This window comes from Micromonospora sp. CNZ297 (assembly GCF_007827625.1).
Genome location: NZ_VISU01000002.1, coordinates 503,111 through 527,876, shown reverse-complemented (window position 1 = coordinate 527,876; position 24,766 = coordinate 503,111). Strand labels below are relative to the sequence as shown.

The window sequence follows — 24,766 nt, the reverse complement described above, 5'->3', positions numbered from 1 at the left end:
CAGATCGGTTCGGGTTGTCGGTCAGTTGCTGCCGCTGTTGCCGGCGAGACCAGCAAGGCCGCCGAGGAGGCAACATCCCACCACGATGATGCCGATCCAGATCAGGCCGACGATGAGGGCCCACTTGGACCACTTCTTGGACTCGGCGGCGGCGGCTTGGGCGCCCGCGTAGTCACCCTGCTGGATCAGCGGGTTGACCTTCGACGCGTTGATGATGGCCGGGATCGCGAGCGGCCAGAACAGGAAGATCGCGACGATGGACATCGTCATGTTGTTGTCGATCTGCTGCGGCTGCTGCGGGGGGTATCCGGGCTGCATTCGAAGTACTCCTCGGTCCGGTGGCACGCGGCGTGCCGGGTTCACTGGGGGTGCGGGCCGGGCACGGGGCCGGACACCGGGCGACCGGCAGCGTACCGCGATCACGCCACCGGGGAGGTCACCCGATGAGCCGCCGCCCCGCGGCCGGGCCGCCTGACCTGCCCGATAGGGTTGCCCGGTGACCGAGCCCGCGTCCGTCGCCCGCCTCGTCGTCCTCGTCTCCGGTTCCGGCAGCAACCTCCAGGCGCTGCTGGACGCCACCGCCGACCCCGGGTACGGCGCCCGGGTGGTCGCCGTCGGCGCCGACCGGGACGGGATCGCCGGCCTGGACCGGGCCGCCGCAGCCGGTGTGCCGTCCTTCGTCGAGCGCGTCAAGGACCACCCCACCCGCGCCGACTGGGACAAGGCGCTCGCCGCGCGGGTCGCCGAGCACCGGCCCGACCTGGTCATCAGCGCCGGGTTCCTCAAGCTGGTCGGTCCGGAGTTCCTGGCCGCGTTCGGCGACCGCTACCTCAACACGCACAACACGCTGCTGCCGGCGTTCCCCGGCATCCACGGCCCCCGCGACGCGCTGGCGTACGGCGTCAAGGTCACCGGGGCCACCCTGTTCTTCGTCGACGCGGGCATGGACACCGGCCCGATCGTGGCCCAGGTCGCCGTGCCGGTGCAGGACGACGACGACGAGGACACGCTCACCGAGCGCATCAAGTCCGCCGAGCGGCGCCAGCTCGTCGAGCAGGTCGGCCGCCTGGTCCGTGAAGGTTGGACGATCACCGGCAGAAAGGTCACCATCCCGTGAACGCCACTGAGGACGCCGGCCGCCGCCCGATCCGGCGCGCGCTGGTCAGCGTCTACGACAAGACCGGCCTGGCCGAGCTGGCCCGTGCCCTGCACGAGGCCGGCGTGGAGATCGTGTCGACCGGGAGCACCGCGTCGACGATCTCCGGCGCCGGGGTGCCGGTGACGCCGGTCGAGCAGGTCACCGGCTTCCCGGAGATCCTCGACGGGCGGGTCAAGACGCTGCACCCGAAGATCCACGGCGGCCTCCTCGCCGACCTGCGCAAGGACGCGCACGCCGCGCAGCTCGACGAGCACGGCATCGCCGGCATCGACCTGCTGGTCTCCAACCTGTACCCGTTCCAGGCCACCGTCGCCTCCGGCGCCGACACCGACGAGTGCGTCGAGCAGATCGACATCGGCGGTCCGGCGATGGTGCGGGCCGCGGCGAAGAACCACGCCTCGGTGGCGGTGGTGACCGACCCGGCCGCGTACCCGGCGGTGGTGGCCGCGCTCGCCGAGGGCGGCTTCACGCCGGCCCGGCGCCGGGCGCTGGCGGCCCGCGCGTTCGCCGACATCGCCGACTACGACGTCGCGGTGGCCGACTGGTTCGCCACCACCGTGTCGCCGGCCGAGGACGGCTGGCCGGAGTTCGCCGGGCTGGCACTGCGCCGCCAGGCGGTGCTGCGGTACGGCGAGAACCCGCACCAGGCGGCGGCGCTCTACACCGACCCGGGCGCGCCGGCCGGGCTGGCCCAGGCCGAGCAGCTGCACGGCAAGGAGATGTCCTACAACAACTACGTCGACGCGGACGCCGCCTGGCGGGCCGCGAACGACTTCCCCGGCCAGCCGGCGGTGGCGATCATCAAGCACGCCAACCCGTGCGGCATCGCTGTCGGTGCGGACGTGGCCGAGGCGCACCGAAAGGCGCACGCCTGCGACCCGGTCTCCGCGTTCGGCGGCGTGATCGCGGTGAACCGGCCGGTCGACGCGGCGATGGCCGGCCAGGTCGCGGAGATCTTCACCGAGGTGCTCGTGGCGCCCGGCTTCGACGCGGACGCGCTGGAGCTGCTGCGGGCCAAGAAGAACCTCCGCCTGCTGCGGGCGCCCGAGTTCGCCGTGCGGCCCGCGGAGTGGCGGCAGGTCAGCGGTGGCGTGCTGGTGCAGACGCGGGACGCCGTCGACGCGCCCGGCGACGACCCGTCCGGCTGGACGCTCGCGACCGGCGACCCGGCCGACGAGGCGACACTGCGCGACCTGGCGTTCGCCTGGCGGGCGGTCCGCGCGGTCAAGAGCAACGCGATCCTGCTGGCCCGCGACGGCGCCACCGTCGGTGTCGGCATGGGCCAGGTCAACCGGGTGGACTCGGCGCGGCTGGCGGTCAGCCGGGCCGGTGACGAGCGGGCCCGCGGCTCGGTCTGCGCCTCGGACGCGTTCTTCCCGTTCGCCGACGGTCCGCAGATCCTCATCGACGCCGGGGTGCGGGCGATCGTCCAGCCGGGCGGATCGATCCGGGACGAGGAGACCATCGCGGCCTGCAAGGCGGCCGGCGTGACCATGTACCTCACCGGCACCCGGCACTTCTTCCACTGACGAGTCCGGCCTCCGGGTGCGTCGGTCGTCCATCCGACGACTGACGCACCCGGACGTCGTGCCGTTGCCCGCCGCGGGAGGCGGTTGCTAGCGTGTGGGCGGCGACGATCGAGCGTCTCCGCTGTCTGTGAGCCCGGCAGGTGTGCCATGCGCGTTCGCGACCGGTTGACCGCCGTCGTCGTCACGCTGGCGTTCGTCCTGGCCGGACTGGGAGCGGCAGCCGCACCCGCCGTCACCGCACCGGCCGTCGCCCCGATCGTCGAAGCGCTCGCCGCCGCGCGGCCCGCTCCCGACGTCGCACCACCCGCCGAAGCGCTCGCCGCCGCGCCGGCCGCCGCCTCGGCGAGCGGAACGAGCCCGGCCGCGCTGCGTGCCGCGTACCCCCGAATCTCCTGGTCGGAGCTTGCCGCCGGGCCGTGGCACGACCACGGCGGCGGTCTCGGCTACGCCGACGGACCGGACGACCTGGCCCCGGCCGCGCTCCCGCGCGTGGCCGGTCCGGCGGTGCCGGAGCCCGTCGTGCCCGCGCCCCGGCCGCCTGTCGTGCCGCTGCCGCCGCGCGGCCCGCTCGCCGCGCGCGCCCCGCCGGCCGCCTGAGCCGCACCGAACCCGCAGCCCGCACCGACACGCGCGCTCGCGCCGCACTGGACACCGCCGCGTCGACCCGGCGGTCTCCGCCGCGAGCTGCCGTCCACCGGTACGGCGGCGCGCCTCACGCCGCCGGGCCGCCTCGGGTTCGTCCCGGGTCCGCCTTCCGCACGCGTGCCCGCATCGGAGGCCCCGCCCCCTCTTCCTCCGGGGGACGGGGCCTTCGTCGTCACGCCTCGGTGCGTACCTCGGCGAAGTGGCAGGCGCTGGGGTGCGGGTCCGCCGCGCGCGGTACCGCCTGCGGGTCCTGCGTCGCGCAGACCTCCTCGGCCTTCCAGCAGCGGGTCCGGAAGTGGCAGCCGGACGGCGGCTCGGCCGGGCTCGGCACGTCGCCGGTGAGCCGGATGATGGTCCGCCGGTCGCGGGCCTCCGGGTCGGGCACCGGCACCGCCGACAGCAGCGCCTGGGTGTACGGGTGGGTCGCGCGCTGGTAGATCTGCTCCTCGGTGCCGATCTCCACGATCCGGCCCAGGTACATCACCGCCACCCGGTCGGAGATGTGCCGGACCACCGACAGGTCGTGGGCGATGAAGATGTACGACAGCCCCAGCTCGTCCTGGAGCTGCTCCAGCAGGTTGATCACCTGGGCCTGGATGGAGACGTCCAGGGCCGACACCGGCTCGTCGCAGACGATGATCTCGGGCCGCAGCGCGAGCGCCCGGGCGATGCCGATGCGCTGCCGCTGACCGCCGGAGAACTGGTGCGGGTAGCGGTTGACGTGTTCCGGGTTGAGCCCGACCACGTCCAGCAGCTCCTGCACCCGCTGCCGCCGGCTGCGCTTCGGTGCCGCCTCCGGGTGGATCTCGAACGGCTCGCCGATGATGTCGCCGACAGTCATGCGCGGGTTCAGCGAGGTGTACGGGTCCTGCATCACCATCTGCATGTTCCGCCGCAGCCGGCGCAGGTCCGCCCCTGCCGCCCGGAGCAGGTCGCGCCCCTCCAGCGTGACCCGCCCGGCGGTCGGCGTCTCCAGGCGCATGAGCAGCCGGGCCAGCGTGGACTTGCCGCACCCGGACTCGCCGACCACGCCGAGCGTCTCACCGCGCCGCAGCTCGAACGAGACGCCGTCGACCGCCTTGACCTGGCCGATGGTCTTCTTGAACAGCACGCCCTGGCTGATCGGGAAGTGCTTGACCAGCTGGTCGACGGCGAGGATCGTCTCGCCGCGCACCTTGGCGGGTTCAGCCGTCGCGGTCATCGTGCACCTCCTGGGCGAAGTGGCACGCGCTGGTCCGCCCGTCGCCGAGCACCAGGTCGTGCGGCACCTCGTCCACACAGACCGGCTGGACGTACGGGCACCGGGGGTGGAACGGGCAGCCGGACGGGATCGCCATCAGGTTCGGCGGCAGCCCGCGGATGCTGGACAGCGCCTGGCCGCGCACGTCCAGGCGCGGGATCGACTCCAGCAACCCCTTCGTGTACGGGTGGGCCGGTGCCCGGTACAGCGCGTGCACGTCGGCGTGCTCGACGATCCGGCCCGCGTACATGACCGCGATCCGGTCCGCGACACCGGCGACCACGCCCAGGTCGTGGGTGATCAGGACGAGCGCCATGCCGAGGTCCCGGCGCAGATCGGCCAGCAGGTCCATGATCTGCGCCTGCACCGTGACGTCCAGCGCGGTGGTCGGCTCGTCGGCGATCAGCACCTTCGGGTCCAGCGCCAGCGCCATGGCGATCATGACGCGTTGCCGCATGCCGCCGGAGAACTGGTGCGGGTAGTCGCCGAGCCGCTTCGCCGCGGCCGGGATCCGGACCAGATCCATCAGCTCCACGGTGCGCCTGCGCGCGTCGGCGCGCGACATCCCGGCCCGCTCGCGCAGCGACTCGCCGATCTGCCAGCCGACCGGGAAGACCGGGTTCAACGCCGACAGCGCGTCCTGGAAGATCATCGCGATCTCGGCGCCGCGTATCTGCCGACGTTCCTCCTCCGGCCGGGTGAGCAGGTCCCGCCCCTGGTAGAGGATCTGCCCGGCGCGCACGTACGCGGGCGGGGTGTCCAGGATGCCCATGATCGCCTGCGCGGTGACCGACTTGCCGGAGCCGGACTCGCCCAGCACCGCGAGCGTCTCACCGGCGTCCAGGTGGTACGTCACCCCGTTGATCACCCGGGCCACGCCCTCCCGGGTACGGAACTCGACGTGCAGGTCCCGTACCTCCAGCAGGTGCCCGCCGGGCGGCGTGGGTGAGGCCGGCGTGGGCCGGACCGCGTTCTGCGTCATGAGGAAGTCACCGCAGCTTCGGGTCGAAGGCGTCGCGGATCGCGTCGCCGAGCATGATGAAGGCGAGCACGGTCAGGGCCAGGAACGTCGACGGCACGATCAGCGGCGTCGCCGACTCCCGCATGTGCACCCGGCCGGCGTCGATGTCGATGCCCCAGGAGATGGTCGGCGCCTTCAGCCCGATGCCGAGGAAGCTCAGCGTCGCCTCGGCCGCGATGAACGACCCGAGCGCGATGGTGAGCACCACGATGGCCGGGGCGAGCGCGTTCGGCAGGATGTGCCGCCACATGATCCGGCCGTTGCCCGCCCCGAGCATCCGGGCCGCCGCCACGTAGTCCTGCTCCCGGGCGGTGATCACCGAGGAGCGGACCACCCGGGCCGCCGTGGTCCACCCGAGCAGCGCCAGGACGAGGATCACCGCGAACAGCCGTACCGTGTCGCCGCTGGTGCTGACGCGCTTGAGCAGCACGATCGCGGCCAGCAGCAGCGGGATGCCGAGCACGATGTCGATCACCCGGGACAGCACCGCGTCGATCCACCCGCCGAAGTAGCCGGCGAGCATGCCGACGACGAGCGCGATCACACCGGTGATCAGCGCGGAGAGCGCGCCCACGAGCAGCGAGGCGCGGGCGCCGTAGACCGCCCGGGCGAACGTGTCGCAGCCCTGGAAGTCGTACCCGAAGATCGCCCCGCCGGACGGCCCGGCGTGCTGCCGGGAGAGCACGCAGTCGCGCGGGTCGTTGGCGGCGAACAGGCCGGGCGCCACCGCCATCGCGGCGACCAGCACCACCAGGAGCAGGCTGATCCAGAAGACCGGGTTGCGGCGCAGGTCCCGCCAGGCGTCACCGGCCAGGCTGCGGGCCCGGTCCGGCCGCCCGGCCCGGCCCGGTGTGCCCGGCTCGCCGGAGACGCCGCGCCGCGCGGCCTGGTTCTCCGTGGCCGCCACCGTCTCGAAGTCGCTCACGGCCGCACCTCGCTGCGCTCACTCATAGCGGATCCTCGGGTCGAGGACGGCGTAGAGCACGTCCACCACCAGGTTGGACAGCAGGTAGACCACGACGAGCACGCTGACGATGCCGACCACCAGCGGGCCGTCCTCGGTGCGGATGCCGCGGAACAGGTTGAAGCCGACGCCCGGGACGTTGAACACGCCCTCGGTGATGATCGCGCCGCCCATCAGGTTGCCCAGCTCGACGCCGAGGAAGGTGACCACCGGGATGAGCGAGTTGCGCAGCACGTGCACGCCGACGATCCGGCGTCGCCGCAGGCCCTTGGAGCGGGCGGTCCGGACGTAGTCGGCGCGCAGGTTCTCGGTCACCGAGGTACGCGTCAGCCGCAGCGCGGTGGCCAGGGACAGCGAGCCGAGCACGATGCCGGGCAGCAGCAGCGCGTAGAAGGACGGCTGGGCTCCGGCGGTGGGCGGGAAGATCGGCCACCGGACGCCGAGGAAGTACTGCGCCAGCGGGGCCAGCACGATGGTGGGGATGCCGAGCACCAGCAGCGTGAGCACGAGCGTGGCGTGGTCGAACACGCCGGAGCGGCGGATCGCCGCGATCACGCCGGCGGTGACCCCGAAGATCACCGTCACGGCCATCGCGATCACGGCGAGCTTCAGGGTGACCGGCCAGGCGGCGGCGAGGATGTCGCTGATCTGCCGCCCGGTCAGCGACTGCCCGAGGTCGCCCTGGACCAGGCCGCCCAGGTAGTCGAAGTAGCGGTAGAAGAAGCCGCCGACACCCGTCGCGTCCAGGTGGTACTTCTCGGTCAGGTAGGCCCGCTGCGCGGCGGTGACCGGCCGCTCCCCGGCGAGGGCCTGGATCGGGTCGCCCTGCCCGGCGAACATCAACGCGTAGACGATCAGCGTGGTCCCGAAGAAGGCGAGGACCATCTGGAGCAGTCGCCGCAGGATGAAGCGGAGCATGCTGGCAAGTCTGCCGAAACCAGGCTAAATACGTGCCAATGCGAGGGCCGGGCCACCCGGTGGGGGTGGCCCGGCCCGTCAGCGGGGTGTCAGGCGCGTTCGATCTTCAGCAGATCCACCCGGTCGAAGAGGTCCACGTGGACGTTCTTGACCTTGGTCGAGTGGCCGAAGTTGTTCTGCCCGTACCGCAGCGGGATCACCGGCATGTCCTGCGCGAGCAGGTCCTCCGCCGCCTGGTACTTCTTGATCGCCTCGTCCTCGGTCGCCGCGCGGGCGCCCTCCGCGAGCAGCTTGTCGAACTCCGGGTTGCTGTAGCCGTAGTAGTTCGACGAGCCGGTGGTGCTGTACAGCGGGCCGAGGTAGTTCTCCATGGACGGGTAGTCCATGACCCAGCCCATCCGGAACAGGCCGACCGGCTGCTTCTGCTTGAGCTTGGTCAGCAGGTCCGCGAACTTCGGCTCGGCGGTGCCCACGCACTCCACACCCAGGTTGGCCTTGAGCTGGTTGCACGTGGCGTCGATCCAGTCCTTGTGGCCGCCGTCGCCGTTGTAGGACAGCTCGATCTTCTTCGGGCCGCCCGCGGCCTCGTACATGGCCTTGGCCTTGACCGGGTCGAACGCGCCCGCCGTGCCGATGGTGTTCTCCCGGTAACCGGCGACCACCGGCGAGACGAACGAGCGAGCCGGCTGCTGCGAGTCCTTGAAGATCGACTTGGTGATCTCGTCCCGGTCGATCGCCATCGAGATCGCCTTGCGCACCTCGGGCTTGCTGAACTCCTCCTGGAACGTCGGGAAGGCCAGCACCTGCAGCGACGAGGCCGGGCTCTGCTGGAAGCGGTCGCCCAGGTCGGTCGAGGCGGTCGACAGGTTCTCGGTCGGGATCGTCTTGATCACGTCGAGGTTGTCCGACAGCACGTCCGCGTACGCCGCGGTCGGCTGCTGGTAGATGCGGAACTCGACGCCGCCGACCTTGGGCTGCTGGCCCGGGAACGCGTCGTAGCGCTCCACCTCGACCTTGGCGTCGTGCTGCCAGCTGCCCTTCATCTTGAACGGGCCCTGGCCGATCGGCGCCTGCTCGTAGCCCTCGGCGAGCACGCCCGGGGCGGAGAAGGCCGCCTTGGGCAGCGGGTAGAAGGCGGTGTAGCCGAGCATGGACTTGAAGTCCACGTACGGCTGGCTGAGCGTCACGGTGAAGGTCAGGTCGTCGACCTTCTTCAGGCCGCTCATCGTCGTCGCCTTCGGGCTCTCGCCCTGGAGGTCGTCGTAGCCGGCCACCTTCTCGAAGAAGTAGCTGGAGTTCTGGCCGTTCGGCGCGTACGCGCCGTAGTTCCAGGCGTCGATGTAGTTGTCGGCGGTGACCTTCTCGCCGTTGTGGAACGTGTAGCCGGGCTTCAGCTTGACCGTCCAGACCTTGTTGTCGGACGTCGTCACCGAGTCGGCCGCCACCTCGTGCGGCTTGTTCGCCTCGTCGTAGTCGACGAGCGGGCTGAACAGGGCCGACAGGACCTGGGAGCCGCTCGTCTCGTTGGTGTTGGTGGGCACGAGGTGCTGCGGCTCGGCGATCTCGATCCGCACGGCCGCATCGGAGTCGCCGGCACCGCCGCCGCCACCGCCCGAGCCGCAGGCCGTCAGGCCGAGCGTCACCGCGAGCGGGAGCGCGGCCCAGGCCGCGAGCCTACGAACACGCATGGAGTCTCCTCATCTCCTCACGCTGCGCGGTCGTCCCGGCGCTGGGTGACTCTGCGCAACGAGCGGTAACGGTAGGTCGCCATCCGGCCCGTCGACAACTAGTGCGTGGTCAACTGATGACGGATCGTGTTCGGCGGGCCTTGCCGCTGCTGTCCGCGCGTGCTAAACACCGCCCCTACCTGGCCTTTTGTTCGCCCCTGGTGGTCCGTTCGAGGTCGGTCAAGCGCGTCTGCGACGTCCGGCCCGCCTGTCCGGTCCCTGCCCGTCCGGGCGTGTCAGGGCTGCCGTGTCACGGTGACTGGTCACTCTCCGTGAGTTAGGGCACGTTGCGCAGCGTGATCGTCGGCCGTCGTCGTCCGGGCCCGCCCGCAGCCGTGAGACGATCACGACGTGACGGCGACGATCCTGGACGGCAAGGCCACCGCGGCGGAGATCAAGGACGAGCTACGGGCCCGGGTGAAGGCGCTCGCGGAACGCGGCATCACCCCCGGCCTCGGCACCGTGCTGGTCGGGGAGGACCCCGGCTCCCAGGCGTACGTCAACGGCAAGCACCGTGACTGCGCCGAGGTCGGCATCGCCTCGCTGCGGGTCGCACTGCCGGCCGACGCCAGCCAGGAGCAGCTCGACGCGGCGCTGGCCGAGCTGAACGCCGACCCGGCCTGCCACGGCTACATCGTCCAGCTCCCGCTCCCCGGGCACCTCGACACCCAGCGCGCGCTGGAGTCGATCGACCCGGACAAGGACGCCGACGGGCTGCACCCGGTCAACCTGGGCCGGCTCGTCCTCGGGTACGACGCGCCGCTGCCCTGCACCCCGCGCGGCATCGTGGAGCTGCTGCGCCGGCACGACGTGCCGCTGCGCGGCGCGAACGTGGCTGTCGTCGGCCGGGGCAACACGGTCGGCCGCCCGCTGGGCCTGCTGCTGACCCGGCGCAGCGAGAACGCCACAGTGACGCTCTGCCACACCGGCACGCTCGACCTGGCCGCGCACACCCGCGCAGCCGACGTCGTCATCGTCGCCGCGGGCGTGCCCGGGCTGCTCACCGCCGACATGATCAACCCGGGCGCGACGGTGATCGACGTCGGCATCACCCGGGTCATCGGCGAGGACGGCAAGGGCCGCTACACCGGCGACGTCGACCCGGAGGTGGCCGAGGTCGCCGGCAAGCTGGTGCCGATGCCCGGCGGCGTCGGCCCGATGACCCGGGCGATGCTGCTGACGAACGTGGTCGAACGGGCCGAGCGGACCGCCTGACACCCACCCAGGTCATAACCGTCCGCCCCTGACCCGATCGGTGCCAGGATGGCTGATACGGTCCGGAAAACCGACTGGTATCAGGGAGTGGGACGACCATGGGTAAGAAGGTCACTGTCGTCGGCGCCGGCTTCTACGGCTCGACCACCGCACAGCGCCTGGCCGAGTACGACGTCTTCGACACCGTCGTGATCACCGACATCGTGGAGGGCAAGCCGGCGGGTCTCGCGCTCGACCTCAACCAGTCCCGCGCGGTCGAGGGCTTCGAGACCAAGGTCGTCGGCGTCACCACCGGCCCGAACGGCGAGGGCTACGAGGCCATCGAGGGCTCGGACGTCGTCGTCATCACCGCCGGCCTGCCGCGCAAGCCGGGCATGAGCCGGATGGACCTGCTGGAGACCAACGCCAAGATCGTCCGGCAGGTCGCCGAGAACGTCGCCAAGTACGCCCCGAACGCCGTCGTCATCGTGGTGTCCAACCCGCTCGACGAGATGACCGCGCTGGCCCAGCTCGCCACCCAGTTCCCGAAGAACCGGGTGCTCGGCCAGGCGGGCATGCTGGACACCGCCCGCTTCACCAACTTCGTCGCCGAGGCGCTGAGCGTGCCGGTGAAGTCGGTACGGACCCTGACGCTCGGCTCGCACGGCGACACGATGGTCCCGGTGCCGTCCAAGAGCACGGTGAACGGCAAGCCGCTGCGTGACGTCATGCCGGCCGAGCAGATCGAGGAGCTGGTCGTCAAGACCCGCAACGGTGGCGCCGAGGTCGTCGCGCTGCTCAAGACCGGTTCCGCGTACTACGCCCCGTCCGCCGCCGCGGCCCGGATGGCGAAGGCCGTGGCCGAGGACTCCGGCGCCGTCATGCCGGTCTGCGCCTGGGTCGACGGCGAGTACGGCATCTCCGGCGTCTACCTGGGCGTCGAGGCCGAGATCGGCGCCGAGGGCGTGAAGCGGGTCGTCGAGACCGACCTGGACGCCGACGAGCTGGCCGCGCTGAAGGAGGCCGCCGAGGCCGTCCGCGCCAAGCAGGGCGACGTCGCCAGCATGTGACGCCCGTCCCACCGCATCGAAGGCCCGTCGGCTCCGCCGGCGGGCCTTCTGCCGTCCCACCCGCGGTTCTCCCCGTCGATCATGAAGTTGACGGCGTAGTCGATCTCCAATTCCGCCGTCAACTTCATGATCGACGGGGTGGGGGATGGGTGGTGAAGGGGGCGGTCAGGTGGGGAGTGGCCAGGACGGTGGGGGAGAGGGACGTGAGCAGGTGCTGCCGGGAGTGGCGGGCCGTGGGCTGGTCCTCCTCGTGGGCGTACGCCAGCTCCGGGTCGACCAACTGGATCGCGTGCACGAGCAGGTCGCCGGTGATCAGGAGGCGCTCGTCGTCCGCCTCGACCAGCACCGACTGGTGACCCGGCGTGTGGCCGGGCGTGTGCAGCAGTCGTACCCCCGGGGTGAGGGGCGTCTCGCCGTCGACCACCCGCAGCCGGCCGGCGGCGCGCAACGGCGTCAGCAGCCGGGCCGGCAGTTCCGGGTGGAACAGCTCCAGCGCGTCCACCTCGGCGCGCTGGATCAGGTGGTCCGCGTTCGGGAACAGCGCGCCGGCCCAGCCCACGTGATCGGTGTGCAGATGGGTGAGGACCACGGTGCGCACGTCGGCCGGGTCGATCCCGGCGGCGGCCAGCTCGGCCGGCAGCCGGCCCGGCACCGGCGCCCAGCTCGCGGCGAGGGAGTCGGCCGGGCCGATGCCGGCGTCGACGAGCGTGACCGGCCCGTCGCCGGCCCGCACCGCGAACGCGCGGAACCGCAGCCACCACCGGCCGTCGTCGGTGACGGCGCCCGGATCGAGCCGGTCGGCCGCCTGCCAGTGCGCTTCCGTGGCGTCGGGAAACGCCTCGCCGCGGGGCTGGAAGAAGGGCCCCTCGCCGTCGGAGAGCGCGGTGACCGTGATAGACCCGAGGGTGCGGCTGCGCGGCATCGGACGATGATGCCAGCGGGCCGAGGCGCGGCGCAGCCCACTTTTCCGGCGGTCCACCCGGGCCGCCTGGGGACTGCCGGTCAGTTTCCAGTACGCTCGTACTGCTTGAGCACGTGTCCCCCGAGAGGAGCGCCGGCCGATGGCGAAGATCAAGGTAAACAACCCGGTCGTGGAGATCGACGGCGACGAGATGACCCGGATCATCTGGAAGCAGATCCGGGAGCAGCTGATCCTGCCCTACCTCGACGTCGACCTGCACTACTACGACCTGTCGATCCAGCACCGTGACGCCACCGACGACCAGGTCACGGTCGACGCCGCCAACGCCATCAAGGAGCACGGCGTCGGCGTCAAGTGCGCCACCATCACCCCGGACGAGGCCCGGGTGGAGGAGTTCGGCCTGAAGAAGATGTGGCGGTCGCCGAACGGCACCATCCGCAACATCCTCGGCGGCGTGGTCTTCCGCGAGCCGATCATCATGTCGAACGTGCCGCGGCTCGTCCCGGGCTGGACCAAGCCGATCATCATCGGCCGGCACGCGCACGGCGACCAGTACAAGGCCACCGACTTCGTCGTCCCCGGCCCCGGCACTGTGACCATCACCTACACCCCGGCCGACGGCGGCACGCCGATGGAGATGGAGGTCGCCAACTTCCCCGGCGGCGGCATCGCCATGGGCATGTACAACTACGACGAGTCGATCCGGGACTTCGCCCGCGCCTCGTTCCGGTACGGCCTGGACCGCGGCTACCCGGTCTACATGTCGACCAAGAACACCATCCTCAAGGCGTACGACGGCCGGTTCAAGGACATCTTCGCCGAGGTGTTCGAGAACGAGTTCAAGGCCGAGTTCGAGGCCGCCGGCCTCACCTACGAGCACCGGCTGATCGACGACATGGTCGCCGCCGCGCTCAAGTGGGAGGGCGGATACGTCTGGGCCTGCAAGAACTACGACGGTGACGTGCAGTCCGACACCGTCGCGCAGGGCTTCGGCTCGCTCGGCCTGATGACCTCGGTGCTGCTGTCCCCGGACGGCCGCACCGTCGAGGCCGAGGCCGCCCACGGCACCGTCACGCGGCACTACCGGCAGTACCAGAAGGGCGAGAAGACCTCGACCAACCCGATCGCCTCGATCTACGCCTGGACCCGGGGCCTGGCCCACCGGGGCAAGCTGGACGGCACCCCGGCGGTCACCGAGTTCGCCGACACGCTGGAGAAGGTCATCGTGGACACCGTCGAGGGTGGCCAGATGACCAAGGACCTCGCGCTGCTCATCTCGCGGGACGCCCCGTGGCTGACCACCGACGAGTTCATGAACGCGCTCGACGAGAACCTGGCGCGCAAGCTCGCCGCCTGACGTGCAAGGAAGGGCCCCTTCTTAACGCCTCGCGTTGTAGAAGGGGCCCTTTTTAACACCTCAGGCCCGCCGGGGCGGCGTGACCTCGTTCGGTGCGCCCTCGTTGACAAGGTGGACGAGATGCCAGTCGCGTCCATGAAGGTGGGCCGTGGCCGCGCGCCGGCCGGCCGACCTTCGAGGCTGCTGAGCGCAGCCAGCCGTCCCTTCCCTGCGGGGGGTCCTGTCCCGGGCCCCCCGCGCCCCCTGCTCGGGCCGCGGCTGTTAAGAAGGGGCCCTTCCTCTACCGCAGGCGTTAACAAGGGGCCCTTCCTTTCATGCGGCGCGGAGCAGTTCGGCGGCGCGTTCCGGGGCGATGTCGTTGATGAACACGCCCATGCCGGACTCCGACCCGGCGAGGTACTTCAGCTTGTCCTTGGCCCGCCGGATGCTGAACAGCTGAAGGTGCAGGTGGCCCAGCTCCCTGTCGATCCGTACCGGCGCCTGGTGCCAGGCCGCGATGTACGGCATCGGCAGGTCGAACAGCCCGTCGAAGCGGCGCAGCAGGTCCAGGTAGAGCGGCCCGAAGGCGTCCCGCTCGGCGTCGTTCAGCGCCGGGATGTCCGGCACCGGCCGGTGCGGTGCCACGTGCACCTCGAACGGCCAGCGCGCCGCCGCCGGGACGTACGCGGTCCAGTGCTCGTTGCTCGTCACCACCCGCTCTCCGGAGGCGCGTTCGGTGGCCAGCACGTCGGCGTAGAGGTTGCCCCCGGTGCGGTCGGCGTACCGCCGGGCGGCGGCCAGCATCGTGCGGGTGCGCGGCGTGACGAACGGGTACGCGTAGATCTGCCCGTGCGGGTGGTGCAGGGTCACCCCGATCTCCACGCCCCGGTTCTCGAACGGGAAGACCTGCTCGACGCCGGGTAGCGCGCTCAGTGCGGTGGTGCGGTCGGCGAGCGCGTCCAGCACCGTCCGCACCCGCTGCGGGGAGAGGCGGGCGAAGGAGGCGTTGTGGTCGTCGGTGAAGCAGACCACCTCGCACTTTCCACGTCCGGGGCGTACCGGGGTGAACGGCGTGATCTCGGCCGGCTCGTCGGCCACCCGCTGGCTCAGCGACGGGAACCGGTTCTCGAAGACCACCACGTCGTAGTCGGGCGCGGGGATCTCACTGTGCCGCTCACCGCGGGACGGGCACAGCGGGCACTGGTCGGCCGGGGGCAGGAACGTGCGGGTCTGCCGGTGCACCGCCACCGCCACCCACTCGTCGGTCAGCGGGTCGTACCGCAGCTGCGAGGCGGGCGGGGGAGGGGGCAGGTCCCGCCGGTCCGGCTGGTCGCGGACCGCGTCGTCCCGCTCGTCGAAGTAGATCAGCTCGCGGCCGTCGGCCAGCGCGATCTGCGTACGCTTCACTCCGCCCCCCTCGTCGTGGGCACCGTCACCAGCTCACCCACCCTGTCGTCGAGTACCCGTCGGGCCTCGGGTGCCAACCGGTCGTCGGTGACCAGCACGTCCGCCGCCTCCAGCGGCACGATCGACGAGATGCCGACGGTGCCCCACTTGGTGTGGTCGGCGAGCACCACGAGCCGGTCCGCCGCTGCCACTAGCGCCCGGTTCGTGTCCGCCTCCATCAGATTGGGGGTGGTGAAACCGGCCCGTTCGCTGATCCCGTGCACGCCCAGGAAGAGCAGGTCCAGGTGGAGCGCGGCGATCGCGGCCACGGCGAGCGGGCCGACGAGCGCGTCCGACGGTGTGCGTACGCCGCCGGTGAGCACCACGGTCTGGTCCGGCCGGCCGCCGACGTGCAGGGCCTCCGCCACCGGCAGCGAGTTGGTGACCACTGTGAGGCCGGGCACGTCCACCAGCCGCCGGGCCAGCTCGGCGGTGGTGGTGCCGGCGGAGAGCGCGATCGCGGCGCCGGGCCGGACCAGCCCTGCGGCATGCTCGGCGATGGCGGCCTTCTCCGCCGACTGGCGGACGGACTTGGCGTGGAAGCCGGGCTCGTCGGTCGAGCCGGGACCGGCCGGCGTCGCGCCCCCGTGCACCTTGGCGAGCAGGCCCTGCTCGTGCAGCGTGTCCAGGTCGCGCCGGATGGTCATGTCGGAGACGCCGAACTCGGCCGCCAGCTCGGTGACCCGGACGCCGCCGGCGCGGCGCAGTCGTTCCAGGATGGCCGTCTGCCGCTGCCGCGCCAGCATCCCCGGCTCACCTCCGCGCCTCACCGACCCACGCGGGCGCTCCACGCGGTCGAACGTGTTCCAACAAAGACGAACACTACCGCGCAACGAGGGGTGATGCGAGACCGCCGCCGTCCGGAAGCCGGACGACGGCGGTCGAGGGTGCTGGAGTGCCGGGACTCGGCCGGCGGTCAGGCGGTCACGCGGGCTGGAGGCGGGGCTCCACCCAGCCAGTCTCGGTCAGGTGCTCCATCACCTTCCCGATAGCCTCCTCGACGCTCAGATCCGAGGTGTCCACCACCAGGTCGGCGTCGGTGGGCGCCTCGTACGGGTCGTCGATGCCGGTCATCCCGGTGATCAGGCCGGCTCGGGCGCGGGCGTACAGGCCCTTGCGGTCGCGCTGCTCACACACCGCCAGCGGCGTCGCCACGTGGACCAGCAGGAACCCCGCACCGGCCGTCTCGGCCATCTCCCGGGCGGTGGCGCGGGCCGCCGCGTACGGCGCGATCGGGCAGCAGATGCCGACGCCCCGGTGCCGGGCGATCTCGGCGGCCACCCAGCCGATCCGGCGCACGTTGAGATCCCGGTCGGCCTTGCTGAACCCCAGCCCGGCGGAGAGTTCCCGCCGCACCACGTCGCCGTCGAGCAGCGTGATGGTGCGGTCGCCCTGCTCGCGGAGCACGTCGGCCAGCCCTCGGGCGATCGTCGACTTGCCCGAGCCGGACAGGCCGGTCAGGAAGATCACCAGCCCTCGGTGCCGCCGCGGCGGGCGTGCCCGGGCCAGTTCCTTCGCCACCGCCGGCGGGGTGTGCCACTCGGGCAGCGGGAAGCCCCGGTCCAGCAGGTCGTCGATCTCGCGCGCGCTCAGCGCCAGCCGCCGGTTGCGCGGCGGGATGTCCTCGCGCCAGCGCCACTGCCCGTCCCGGTTGTCGTAGGCCAGCTCGCGGGGGACCAGCACGCGCAGACCGGCGCCGGAGAGCATGCCCTCGGTGGAGAGCAGGTGGGTGACGCCGTACGCGGCGGCGACCCGGGCCCGCAGCAGCGCGTCGCTGATCTCGTCGCGCCGCCGGGCCAGCGGCACCGCCACCAGCGTCGCCGGGGGCATCCGGTCGCGGGCGGCGAACACGCTGCGCACCAGCGACTCGGCCGGCAGGCCGCCGATCGACTCCTCGCCCACCGGGATCATCACCAGCAGGTGCGCGCCGAGCGTACGGGCCGCGTGCGCGATCTGCGCCAGCTGCGGCCGGTGCAGGGGACGGTCGGCGAACACGCCGAGCACCCGGCCCGGCGGCAGCAGCCCGCGTACCTCGTCGGGGCCGCGCCGCAGCCGCTGGAACGGCCCGTGGCCGCCGTCGCCCAGGCGGCGCACCGTGCCGCCGACACCCACCATGCCCTCGCGGCCCGGCCAGACGTCGGTCACGTCCATCGCCGCCACCGGTGCGCCCTCGCCGTCGGTGAGCACCACCGCCCGGCGGGCCGGGTCGGCCGGGTCCAGCCCGTCGGCGAGCGCCGCCGGCACCTGGAGTGTCACCGGCACCGGCCACGGCGTGCCGTCGGCCAGCCGGCCGCGCCGGTTCAGCGAGGCCAGGTCGGCCCGGCTCATGAAACCGGTGAGCGGGGCGTACGCACCGCTCAGCAACAACTGGAGATCGGCCAGCTCAGCGGGTCTGGGCGCGTACGACGGCGCATCCCGCAGAACGTCCTCGGGCAGCAGCCACCCGTTGCTCATCGAACCCCCAACTCACCGGCCGGCACACAGTTTCGCAGCCCACCGGCGATCGGTCGAGAGCGCCACCCGGCCTCCCGGTGATCGCCTGTTCCGGCGACCGTGCCGAGGACGAGTCGGGGTCACCGAATCCTTACCGGCGGGCCGCGGCCGGTCGATCGTGCGAACGGCTGCCTGCGCGCGCCGACCGGCCGAGCGCGCGGTCCCGTATCCGCCGGACCGCTCGGCGGAGACGGGACCGGAGCCGGCGTGAGTCCTCCACCCGAGGCGCGCCGCCGTTCCCGCCACCTAAGGGCCGCGGAGGCCGAGGATCAGGGGATCGCAGGGGTCAGGAGAGGCTCCGGCGAGGCACCGGAGTTCTACGCTGAACGGCGTGACACTGCTCGCGACCGAGTCGCTGACCAAGACGTACGGAGGCCGGGTCACCGCGTTGGCCGACCTCACCGTGTCGGTCGAGCCGGGGATCATCGGGCTGGTGGGCGCGAACGGCGCCGGCAAGTCCACTCTGATCAAGATCCTGCTGGGTCTGCTCCCGCCGACCAGCGGCCGGGTGCAGGTGCTCGGCCTCGACCCCACCACCGACCCCGCCGCGGTCCGCGCCCGGGTCGGCTACATGCCCGAGCACGACGCCCTCCCGCCCGACCTGTCCGCCGCCGAGCTGGTCACCCACCTGGGCCGGATCAGCGGGCTGCCGCGCACCGTCGCCCGCGAGCGGGCCTCCGAGGCGCTGCGCCACGTCGGTCTGCACGAGGAGCGGCACCGGGCCGTCGGTGGCTACTCCACCGGCATGAAGCAGCGGGTCAAGCTCGCCCAGGCGCTCGTGCACGATCCCGACCTGCTGCTGCTCGACGAGCCGACCAACGGCCTCGACCCGGCCGGCCGGGACGCCATGCTCGCGCTGATCCACCGGATCGGCACCGAGTTCGGCATCTCGGTGGTGGTCTGCTCGCACCTGCTCGGCGAGGTGGAGCGGATCTGCGACACGCTCGTCGCCATCGACGGCGGCCGGCTGCTGCGCGCGGACCGGGTGTCCGCCATGACCACCGCCACCGACGTGCTCGCGGTCGAGGTGAGCGAGGGCACGGAGGAACTGGCCGCCCGGCTCACCGCGCTCGACCTGCCGGTGACCCGCGACGGGCGGCTGCTGCTCGTCCCGCTCGCCGACGACGCCACCTACGACCAGATCCTCGGCGCGGTCGCCGAGCTGGACCTGCCGCTGCACCGGCTGGACCAGCGGCGGCACCGGGTGGCCGAACTCTTCGCCGCGAGGGAGCCCAGCCATGTCTGACGCGACCGGGGTCATCCACGACATCGGCTACCAGCGCTACACCGGTCCGCGGCTCGGCCGCCGGCAGGTCTTCGGCGCGCTCTACCTGCACGGCGTGCGTACCGTCTTCGGGCTGGGCCGCAGCGCCAAGGCCAAGATCTTTCCGTGGCTGGTCGTCTCCGTGGTCACAGTGGTGGCCGCCGGCGTCACCGCGGTACGCAGCCAGATCGGCGAGGTGGTGATGACGTACGCCCAGTTCGCCGACGCGATGAGCTGGCTGGTCATCTTCTTCGCCGCGGTGGCCGCGCCCGAGCTGGTCTCCCGCGACCTGCGCAGCGGCGTGCTGCCGCTGTACTTCTCCCGGCCGCTGCCGCGCGGCGACTACGCCCTGTCCAAGCTGCTGGCGCTGGTGACCGCGCTGTGGCTGCTGCTCGGCGGCCCGCAGCTGGTGATGTTCCTCGGTGCCGCGTTCACCACGAACCGGGGCGTACGCGGGGTGTGGGACGAGCTGCTCGACCTGCTGCCCGGGCTGCTCTACGCCGGGCTGTGGGCGGTGGTGTTCGCCTCGATCGCCCTGCTCGTCGCCTCGCTCACCGGCAAGCGCGCGTTCGCCGCCGGCGGCATCGTGGCGGTCTTCCTGATGACCACGCCGGTCGTGGGCGTGCTGTCCATCCTGCCCTCGCGGACGATCAACGAGCTGGCCTTCGTGGCTTCTCCGCCGACGCTCGTCGGCGGCGTGGGCAACTGGGCGCTCGGCGACCGGCTGACCCAGGGACGGGGCGGCATGCCGATCGGCGACTTCGGGCCGGTCTACGCCGTGGCCGCCGTGCTGCTGGTCGCCGCCTGCGTCAGCCTGCTGCTCCTGCGATACCGGAAGGTGGCCGCCCGATGACGGCGATCAGCACCCAGTCGACGGCCGGCGCGCCCGCCGCCGCGACGAGCACGCTCGACCTGGCGGGCGTCTCCCGCTGGTACGGCAACGTGGTGGCGGTCAACGACGTCACCATGCGGCTCGGCCCCGGCGTGACCGGCCTGCTCGGCCCCAACGGCGCCGGGAAGACCACGCTGCTGCACATGATGGCGGGCTTCCTGTCCCCGTCGCGCGGCACCGTGACGCTGGACGGGGAGCCGACCTGGCGCAACCCCGCCGTCTACCGGCGGCTCGGCCTGGTCAGCGAGCGCGAGGCGGTGCACACGTTCCTCAGCGCGTACGAGTTCGTGCTCGCCAGCGCCAAGCTGCACCGGCTGCCCGACCCGGAGGCCGCCACCCGGCGGGCGATCGAGCTGGTCGAGATGGAGGACGCGCAGACCCGCCGGATCGGCACCTACTCCAAGGGCATGCGGCAGCGCACCCGGGTCGCCGCCGCGCTCGTGCACGACCCGCAGGTGCTGCTGCTCGACGAGCCGTTCAACGGGATGGACCCGCGCCAGCGGCTGCACATGATGGCGCTGCTGCACCGGCTCGGCGACGCGGGGCGGACCATCCTGTTCAGCTCGCACATCCTGGAGGAGGTCGAGCAGGTCTCCGGCACGGTCCAGGTGATGGTGGCCGGCCGGCTCGCCGCCTCCGGCGACTACCGGACCATCCGCCGCCTGATGACCAACCGGCCGCACGTGTTCGGGGTGCGTTCCACCGACGACCGGGCGCTGGCGGTGGCGCTGATGGCCGAGGCGTCGGTCTCCGGCGTCGAGCTGGACCGTACCGGCCTGACGGTCAAGGCCGGCGACTACGGCGCGTTCACCCGGGCACTGCCCCGGATCGCGCTCCGGCACGGCATCCGGGTCCGGCAGCTCCTGCCGGAGGACGAGTCGCTGGAGAGCGTCTTCTCGTATCTGGTGGAGGCATGATGTCGACAGTCACCTGGATCACCGCGCGCGGCCTGTTCGGCCGGAGCCGGTTCCTCATGCTGCTGCCGTTGCCGCTGGTCCTGATCGGCCTGGCGGTGCTCTGCCGGTCGCTCGGCGTCGACCCGGGCCAGTGGGGACCGCCGGTGCTCGTCGGCCTCGGCCTCGCGGTGGTGCTGCCGGTGGTGGCGCTGATCGTGGGCACCGGCGTGCTCGGCGCGGAGATCGACGACGGCACCGTCGTGCACATCCTCACCAAGCCGCTGCCGCGCTGGCAGATCGTGCTGCCGAAGCTGGCGGTCGCGGCCGGCGTCGCAGCGGTCACCGTCGGCGTCCCGATCTACGTCGCGGGCGTGCTCGCCGATTCGGTACGCCTCGGACTCGCACTGGTCGCCGCCTCGGCGGCGGGCGCGCTGGCGTACTCGGCGCTGTTCCTCGCGCTGAGCCTGGTGACCCGGCGGCCGGTGCTGCTCGGCCTGGTCTACGTGCTGATCTGGGAGGGGCTGCTGGGCCGGTTCGTCGGCGGCACCCGGGTGCTGTCGATTCAGCAGTGGGTGATCGCCCTGGCCGACCGGATGGCGCCGACGCCGCTGCTCGGCACCACCGTCTCGGTGCCGGTCGCGGCGGTGCTCACCGCCCTGGTGGCGGTCGGGTTCACAGTGCTGGCGATCGACCGCCTGCGCTCGTTCAGCGTGGCCGGCGAGACGAGCTGAACCCCGGGGCGGAACCCGTTTTCCGGCACGAGCGCCGGAAAACGGGTTCTGCCCTGCCGTGTCCGGTCTGTTAGTTTGCGGCGGCTACGCACACCGACACGGGGAGAACACCTTGCGTTCAGCTCGCCTCGCCCTGCTGGCTCCGGCCGCGGTCGCGATGATCGTCATGTCCGGCTGCGATGACGACAAGCCCTCGGCCGGGCCGGCGGCGCCCTCCGCCCCCGCCGCCACCTCCGTGCCGCCGGTGACCCCGGCGCCGGCGGGCCTCGACGAGGCCACCCGGAAGACCTGCGCGACGGCGGAGAAGGACATCACGGCCGCCCTGAAGGAGGTGGCCGAGGCGGAGAAGATCGGCCCGCCGGCCGGCCACTCGGCGGTCAGCGCCCAGTACTCGGCGGGCGCGGCCGCGCTCTACACGCACGCCTTCACCAGCAGCGACGAGGTGAACGCCGCGGTGAAGGGGGTCGCCACCGCCATGACCGACCTCGCCGACACCTGGGCCAAGGCGCCGGGCAAGGCGCCGAGCAAGGCGGATCTGACCACCGCCCGGGACAAGCTCAAGGCGGCCTGCGCGGCCGAGTGAGGCATGCACCGCCGAGGGGCCGGCCCGGTCGGCCCTCCGGGGTGTTAAGAAGGGCCCCTTCTACAACGCCAGGCGTTAAGAAGGGGCCCTTCCTTACATCCGGCCGCCGTGCGGCGGTTCAGAACGCGCAGGCGATGACCAGTTCCGTGGTGCGGTCCGGCAGCAGGTCCAGCTTCGCGATCCGGCCCGCGGCCCGCAGGTCGTCGGCGACGGTCCCGAGCCGGTCGAGCACCGCCGCCGGTCCGAGCGCCTCGGCCAGCGGCACGTCCGCCTTCATCGACAGCTTCCGTTCCGACTTGGCGCGGCGCACCTGGCCCAGCGCGTCAGCGGCCAGCCGCAGCAGCTCCGGGTCACCAGGCGCCTCCATGGCGCGGCCCACCTCGTACGTGGTCGGCCACGGTGAGCGGTGCACCGACCCGTACCGCCACCACGACCAGACCTCCTCGGTTACGAACGGCAGCACCGGCGCGAACAGGCGCAACTGCACCGACAGCGCGGTCGCCAGCGCCGCCCGGGCCGAGTCGGCGGCCGGCCCGGTGCCGTAGGCGCGCTCCTTCACCAGCTCGATGTAGTCGTCGCAGAACCGCCAGAAGAACGCCTCGGTGGCCATCAGGGCGGCCGTGTGGTCGTACCCGTCGAAGGCGGTGGTCGCGGTCGCGACCACGCCGGACAGTTCGGCGAGCATCGCGGTGTCCAGCGGTTGGGTCGCCGCGGCCCGCAGCGCGTCGGCGGCGCCCAGCCCGAGCGCGAACCGCGACGCGTTGAGCAGCTTGGTGGCCAGGCGGCGCCCCACCTTGACCTGGGCCGGGTCGAAGGCGAGGTCCATGCCCGGCTTGCCGTTGGCGGCCCAGTAGCGGACCGCGTCGGACCCGTTGCGCTCCAGCAGCGCCATCGGCGTGACCACGTTGCCCTTGGACTTCGACATCTTCTTGCGGTCCGGGTCGAGGATCCAGCCGGAGAGCACCGCTGTGTGCCACGGCAGCGCGCCGTGTTCCAGGTGGGACCGGGCCACAGTGGCGAACAGCCAGGTCCGGATGATGTCGTGCCCCTGCGGGCGCAGGTCCATCGGGAAGACCCGGGCGAACAGGTCCGGGTCGGTCTCCCAGCCGCCGACGATCTGCGGGGTCAGCGACGAGGTGGCCCAGGTGTCCAGCACGTCCGGGTCGCCTGTGAAACCGCCCGGCTCGCCGCGCTGCGTCTCCTCGTATCCGGGCGGCGGCTCGCTCGTCGGATCGATCGGGAGCATCGCCTCGTCCGGTGTGAGAGGGTGGGACCAGTCCGGCTCGCCAGCGTCGTCGAGCCGGTACCACACCGGCACCGGCACGCCGAAGAACCGCTGCCGGCTGACCAGCCAGTCACCGGTGAGACCGCCCACCCAGTGCTCGTAGCGGTGCCGCATGTGCTCCGGCACCCAGCGCAGTTCCCGCCCCCGGGCCAGCAGCTCCTCGCGCAGGCCGGCGTCCCGGCCGCCGTTGCGCAGATACCACTGCCGGGTCGAGACGATCTCCAGCGGCCGGTCGCCGCGCTCGTAGAACTTCACCGGGTGGGTGATCGGCCGCGGCTCGCCGACCAGGTCGCCCGCGTCGGCGAGCAGCTCCACGAGCGTCCGCCGGGCGCCGTTCACGGTCTGCCCGGCCAGTGCCGCGTAGGGCTCCGCCGGCACGCCGGCCGGCGGCTCCGGCAGCAGGCGTCCGTCCCGGCCGATCACCACGCGGGTGTCCAGCCGCAGTTCCCGCCACCAGGTCACGTCGGTCAGGTCACCGAACGTGCAGACCATCGCGATGCCCGTGCCCTTGGCCGGGTCCGCCAGCGGGTGCGCGCGCACCGGCACCTCGACCCCGAACACAGGGGTACGCGCAGCCGCGCCGACCAGGTCCGCGTACCGCTCGTCGTCGGGGTGGCAGACGAGCGCCACGCACGCCGGCAGCAGCTCCGGCCGGGTGGTGTCGATCAGCACCTCGCGGCCGTCCGGCCCGGTGAACCGCAGCCGGTGGTACGCGCCGGGCCGCTCCCGGTCCTCCAGTTCCGCCTGCGCGACGGCGGTGCCGTACCCGACGTCCCACAGCGTCGGCGCCTCGGCCTGGTACGCCTCGCCCCGCGCCAGGTTGCGCAGGAACGCCCGCTGGCTCGCCGCGCGGGCCGCCGACCCGATCGTGGTGTACGTCAGCGACCAGTCCACCGACAGCCCGAGCCGCCGCCACAGCGCCTCGAACGCCTTCTCGTCCTCCACAGTGAGCAGCTCGCACAGCTCGATGAAGTTGCGCCGGGAGATCGCGGTCGGATTCTTCCGGGCAGCGTCGTCCACCGGTGCGGCCGGCGGGCGCCAGTCCTTGTCGTACGGCAACGACGGGTCGGGACGCACGCCGTACACGTTCTGCACCCGGCGTTCGGTGGGCAGCCCGTTGTCGTCCCAGCCCATCGGGTAGAAGACGGTGCGCCCGCGCATCCGCTGGAACCGGGCCACCGTGTCGGTGTGGGTGTACGAGAAGACGTGACCCATGTGCAGCTCGCCCGACACGGTCGGCGGGGGAGTGTCGATCGCGTATACGTCCGACCGCTCCTTCGTGCGGTCGAACGCGTACGTGCCGTCCTCCTGCCAGCGGCGGGCCCAGGTCTCCTCGAGGCCGTCCAGGCTCGGACGCTCGGGGACGCCGCCGCGAGGGCTGATCGTCGTGTCGGTCATCAGCCGATGGTAGGCAGCCACCCTGCCGCACTCCACGACTTTCCCCACCCCGC

The 24,766-nt window shown here is 72.2% G+C and carries 22 protein-coding genes; 11 read left to right on the top strand and 11 right to left on the bottom strand.

Annotated elements, in window-relative coordinates; genetic code table 11:
- Window positions 1-21: 21 nt before the first annotated feature.
- The gene (locus FB454_RS05900) at window positions 22-318 is read right to left on the bottom strand and encodes a CD225/dispanin family protein (RefSeq protein ID WP_013288509.1); all 297 of its coding nucleotides are present in this window, start codon (window positions 316-318) and stop codon (window positions 22-24) included.
- Window positions 319-496: 178 nt separating this feature from the next.
- On the opposite strand from FB454_RS05900, the gene purN reads away from it, so the two are divergent.
- The 3 genes from purN to FB454_RS05885 all read left to right on the top strand — a co-directional run bounded on the left by purN (window position 497) and on the right by FB454_RS05885 (window position 3,285).
- Window positions 497-1,117, top strand: coding sequence for a phosphoribosylglycinamide formyltransferase (gene purN, locus FB454_RS05895; RefSeq protein ID WP_013288508.1), 621 nt, complete (start codon window positions 497-499; stop codon window positions 1,115-1,117).
- The gene (gene purH, locus FB454_RS05890) at window positions 1,114-2,688 is read left to right on the top strand and encodes a bifunctional phosphoribosylaminoimidazolecarboxamide formyltransferase/IMP cyclohydrolase (RefSeq protein WP_145822614.1); all 1,575 of its coding nucleotides are present in this window, start codon (window positions 1,114-1,116) and stop codon (window positions 2,686-2,688) included. The genes purN and purH overlap by 4 nt, the downstream gene beginning before the upstream one ends.
- 147 nt (window positions 2,689-2,835) lie before the next feature.
- Window positions 2,836-3,285, top strand: a complete 450-nt coding sequence (locus FB454_RS05885) for a hypothetical protein (RefSeq protein WP_013288506.1) — start codon at window positions 2,836-2,838, stop codon at window positions 3,283-3,285.
- A 220-nt stretch (window positions 3,286-3,505) separates the two neighbouring features.
- On the opposite strand, the gene FB454_RS05880 is transcribed toward FB454_RS05885, so the two are convergent.
- The 5 genes from FB454_RS05880 to FB454_RS05860 all read right to left on the bottom strand — a co-directional run bounded on the left by FB454_RS05880 (window position 3,506) and on the right by FB454_RS05860 (window position 9,164).
- On the bottom strand, window positions 3,506-4,534 hold the full coding sequence (locus FB454_RS05880; RefSeq protein WP_013288505.1) for an ABC transporter ATP-binding protein: 1,029 nt from the start codon (window positions 4,532-4,534) through the stop codon (window positions 3,506-3,508).
- Window positions 4,518-5,555 carry an ABC transporter ATP-binding protein gene (locus tag FB454_RS05875; protein ID WP_013288504.1) on the bottom strand — a complete coding sequence of 346 codons (1,038 nt, stop codon included), beginning with the start codon at window positions 5,553-5,555 and terminating at the stop codon, window positions 4,518-4,520. Before FB454_RS05875 ends, FB454_RS05880 begins: the two co-directional genes overlap by 17 nt.
- 7 nt (window positions 5,556-5,562) lie before the next feature.
- Complete coding sequence (locus FB454_RS05870) at window positions 5,563-6,519, bottom strand: ABC transporter permease (protein WP_120573183.1); 957 nt, start codon at window positions 6,517-6,519, stop codon at window positions 5,563-5,565.
- Window positions 6,520-6,537: 18 nt separating this feature from the next.
- Window positions 6,538-7,476: an ABC transporter permease gene (locus tag FB454_RS05865; RefSeq protein ID WP_013473620.1), complete on the bottom strand. Its 939-nt coding sequence runs from the start codon at window positions 7,474-7,476 to the stop codon at window positions 6,538-6,540.
- Window positions 7,477-7,565: 89 nt separating this feature from the next.
- The gene (locus FB454_RS05860; protein WP_013288501.1) at window positions 7,566-9,164 is read right to left on the bottom strand and encodes a peptide ABC transporter substrate-binding protein; all 1,599 of its coding nucleotides are present in this window, start codon (window positions 9,162-9,164) and stop codon (window positions 7,566-7,568) included.
- A gap of 390 nt (window positions 9,165-9,554) precedes the next feature.
- Here FB454_RS05860 and FB454_RS05855 point away from each other — a divergent pair, with 390 nt between their 5' ends.
- Both FB454_RS05855 and mdh read left to right on the top strand, forming a co-directional pair.
- Entirely contained in the window at window positions 9,555-10,418 is an 864-nt protein-coding gene (locus FB454_RS05855) for a bifunctional methylenetetrahydrofolate dehydrogenase/methenyltetrahydrofolate cyclohydrolase (RefSeq protein WP_145822613.1), read from the top strand.
- 98 nt (window positions 10,419-10,516) lie between these two features.
- The gene (gene mdh, locus FB454_RS05850) at window positions 10,517-11,467 is read left to right on the top strand and encodes a malate dehydrogenase (RefSeq protein ID WP_013288499.1); all 951 of its coding nucleotides are present in this window, start codon (window positions 10,517-10,519) and stop codon (window positions 11,465-11,467) included.
- Window positions 11,468-11,591: 124 nt separating this feature from the next.
- Here mdh and FB454_RS05845 read toward each other — a convergent pair whose 3' ends face one another.
- Complete coding sequence (locus tag FB454_RS05845; protein ID WP_013288498.1) at window positions 11,592-12,389, bottom strand: MBL fold metallo-hydrolase; 798 nt, start codon at window positions 12,387-12,389, stop codon at window positions 11,592-11,594.
- Window positions 12,390-12,528: 139 nt separating this feature from the next.
- Here FB454_RS05845 and FB454_RS05840 point away from each other — a divergent pair, with 139 nt between their 5' ends.
- A complete protein-coding gene (locus FB454_RS05840; protein ID WP_013288497.1) occupies window positions 12,529-13,746 on the top strand; it encodes an NADP-dependent isocitrate dehydrogenase in 1,218 nt (405 codons plus the stop codon).
- Between the two features lie 312 nt (window positions 13,747-14,058).
- Here FB454_RS05840 and galT read toward each other — a convergent pair whose 3' ends face one another.
- The 3 genes from galT to cysC all read right to left on the bottom strand — a co-directional run bounded on the left by galT (window position 14,059) and on the right by cysC (window position 17,625).
- Window positions 14,059-15,132, bottom strand: coding sequence for a galactose-1-phosphate uridylyltransferase (galT, locus tag FB454_RS05835; RefSeq protein ID WP_013288496.1), 1,074 nt, complete (start codon window positions 15,130-15,132; stop codon window positions 14,059-14,061).
- Entirely contained in the window at window positions 15,129-15,917 is a 789-nt protein-coding gene (locus FB454_RS05830; protein WP_013288495.1) for a DeoR/GlpR family DNA-binding transcription regulator, read from the bottom strand. Before FB454_RS05830 ends, galT begins: the two co-directional genes overlap by 4 nt.
- A 178-nt stretch (window positions 15,918-16,095) precedes the next feature.
- The gene (cysC, locus tag FB454_RS05825) at window positions 16,096-17,625 is read right to left on the bottom strand and encodes an adenylyl-sulfate kinase (RefSeq protein WP_013288494.1); all 1,530 of its coding nucleotides are present in this window, start codon (window positions 17,623-17,625) and stop codon (window positions 16,096-16,098) included.
- Window positions 17,626-17,995: 370 nt separating this feature from the next.
- On the opposite strand from cysC, the gene FB454_RS05820 reads away from it, so the two are divergent.
- From FB454_RS05820 to FB454_RS05800, 5 genes are all read left to right on the top strand, one after another.
- Window positions 17,996-18,910 (top strand): ABC transporter ATP-binding protein, encoded by a 915-nt coding sequence (locus FB454_RS05820; RefSeq protein ID WP_013288493.1) that lies wholly within the window; start codon window positions 17,996-17,998, stop codon window positions 18,908-18,910.
- Window positions 18,903-19,781, top strand: a complete 879-nt coding sequence (locus tag FB454_RS05815) for an ABC transporter permease (protein WP_013288492.1) — start codon at window positions 18,903-18,905, stop codon at window positions 19,779-19,781. The genes FB454_RS05820 and FB454_RS05815 overlap by 8 nt, the downstream gene beginning before the upstream one ends.
- Window positions 19,778-20,737: an ABC transporter ATP-binding protein gene (locus FB454_RS05810; protein WP_013288491.1), complete on the top strand. Its 960-nt coding sequence runs from the start codon at window positions 19,778-19,780 to the stop codon at window positions 20,735-20,737. The genes FB454_RS05815 and FB454_RS05810 overlap by 4 nt, the downstream gene beginning before the upstream one ends.
- Complete coding sequence (locus FB454_RS05805; protein WP_145822612.1) at window positions 20,737-21,447, top strand: ABC transporter permease; 711 nt, start codon at window positions 20,737-20,739, stop codon at window positions 21,445-21,447. The genes FB454_RS05810 and FB454_RS05805 overlap by 1 nt, the downstream gene beginning before the upstream one ends.
- Window positions 21,448-21,604: 157 nt before the next feature.
- Entirely contained in the window at window positions 21,605-22,030 is a 426-nt protein-coding gene (locus FB454_RS05800) for a hypothetical protein (protein ID WP_145822638.1), read from the top strand.
- 118 nt (window positions 22,031-22,148) lie between these two features.
- Here the strand turns inward: FB454_RS05800 and valS are convergent, their stop codons facing one another.
- A complete protein-coding gene (gene valS / locus FB454_RS05795) occupies window positions 22,149-24,713 on the bottom strand; it encodes a valine--tRNA ligase (RefSeq protein ID WP_145822611.1) in 2,565 nt (854 codons plus the stop codon).
- Window positions 24,714-24,766 lie beyond the last annotated feature (53 nt).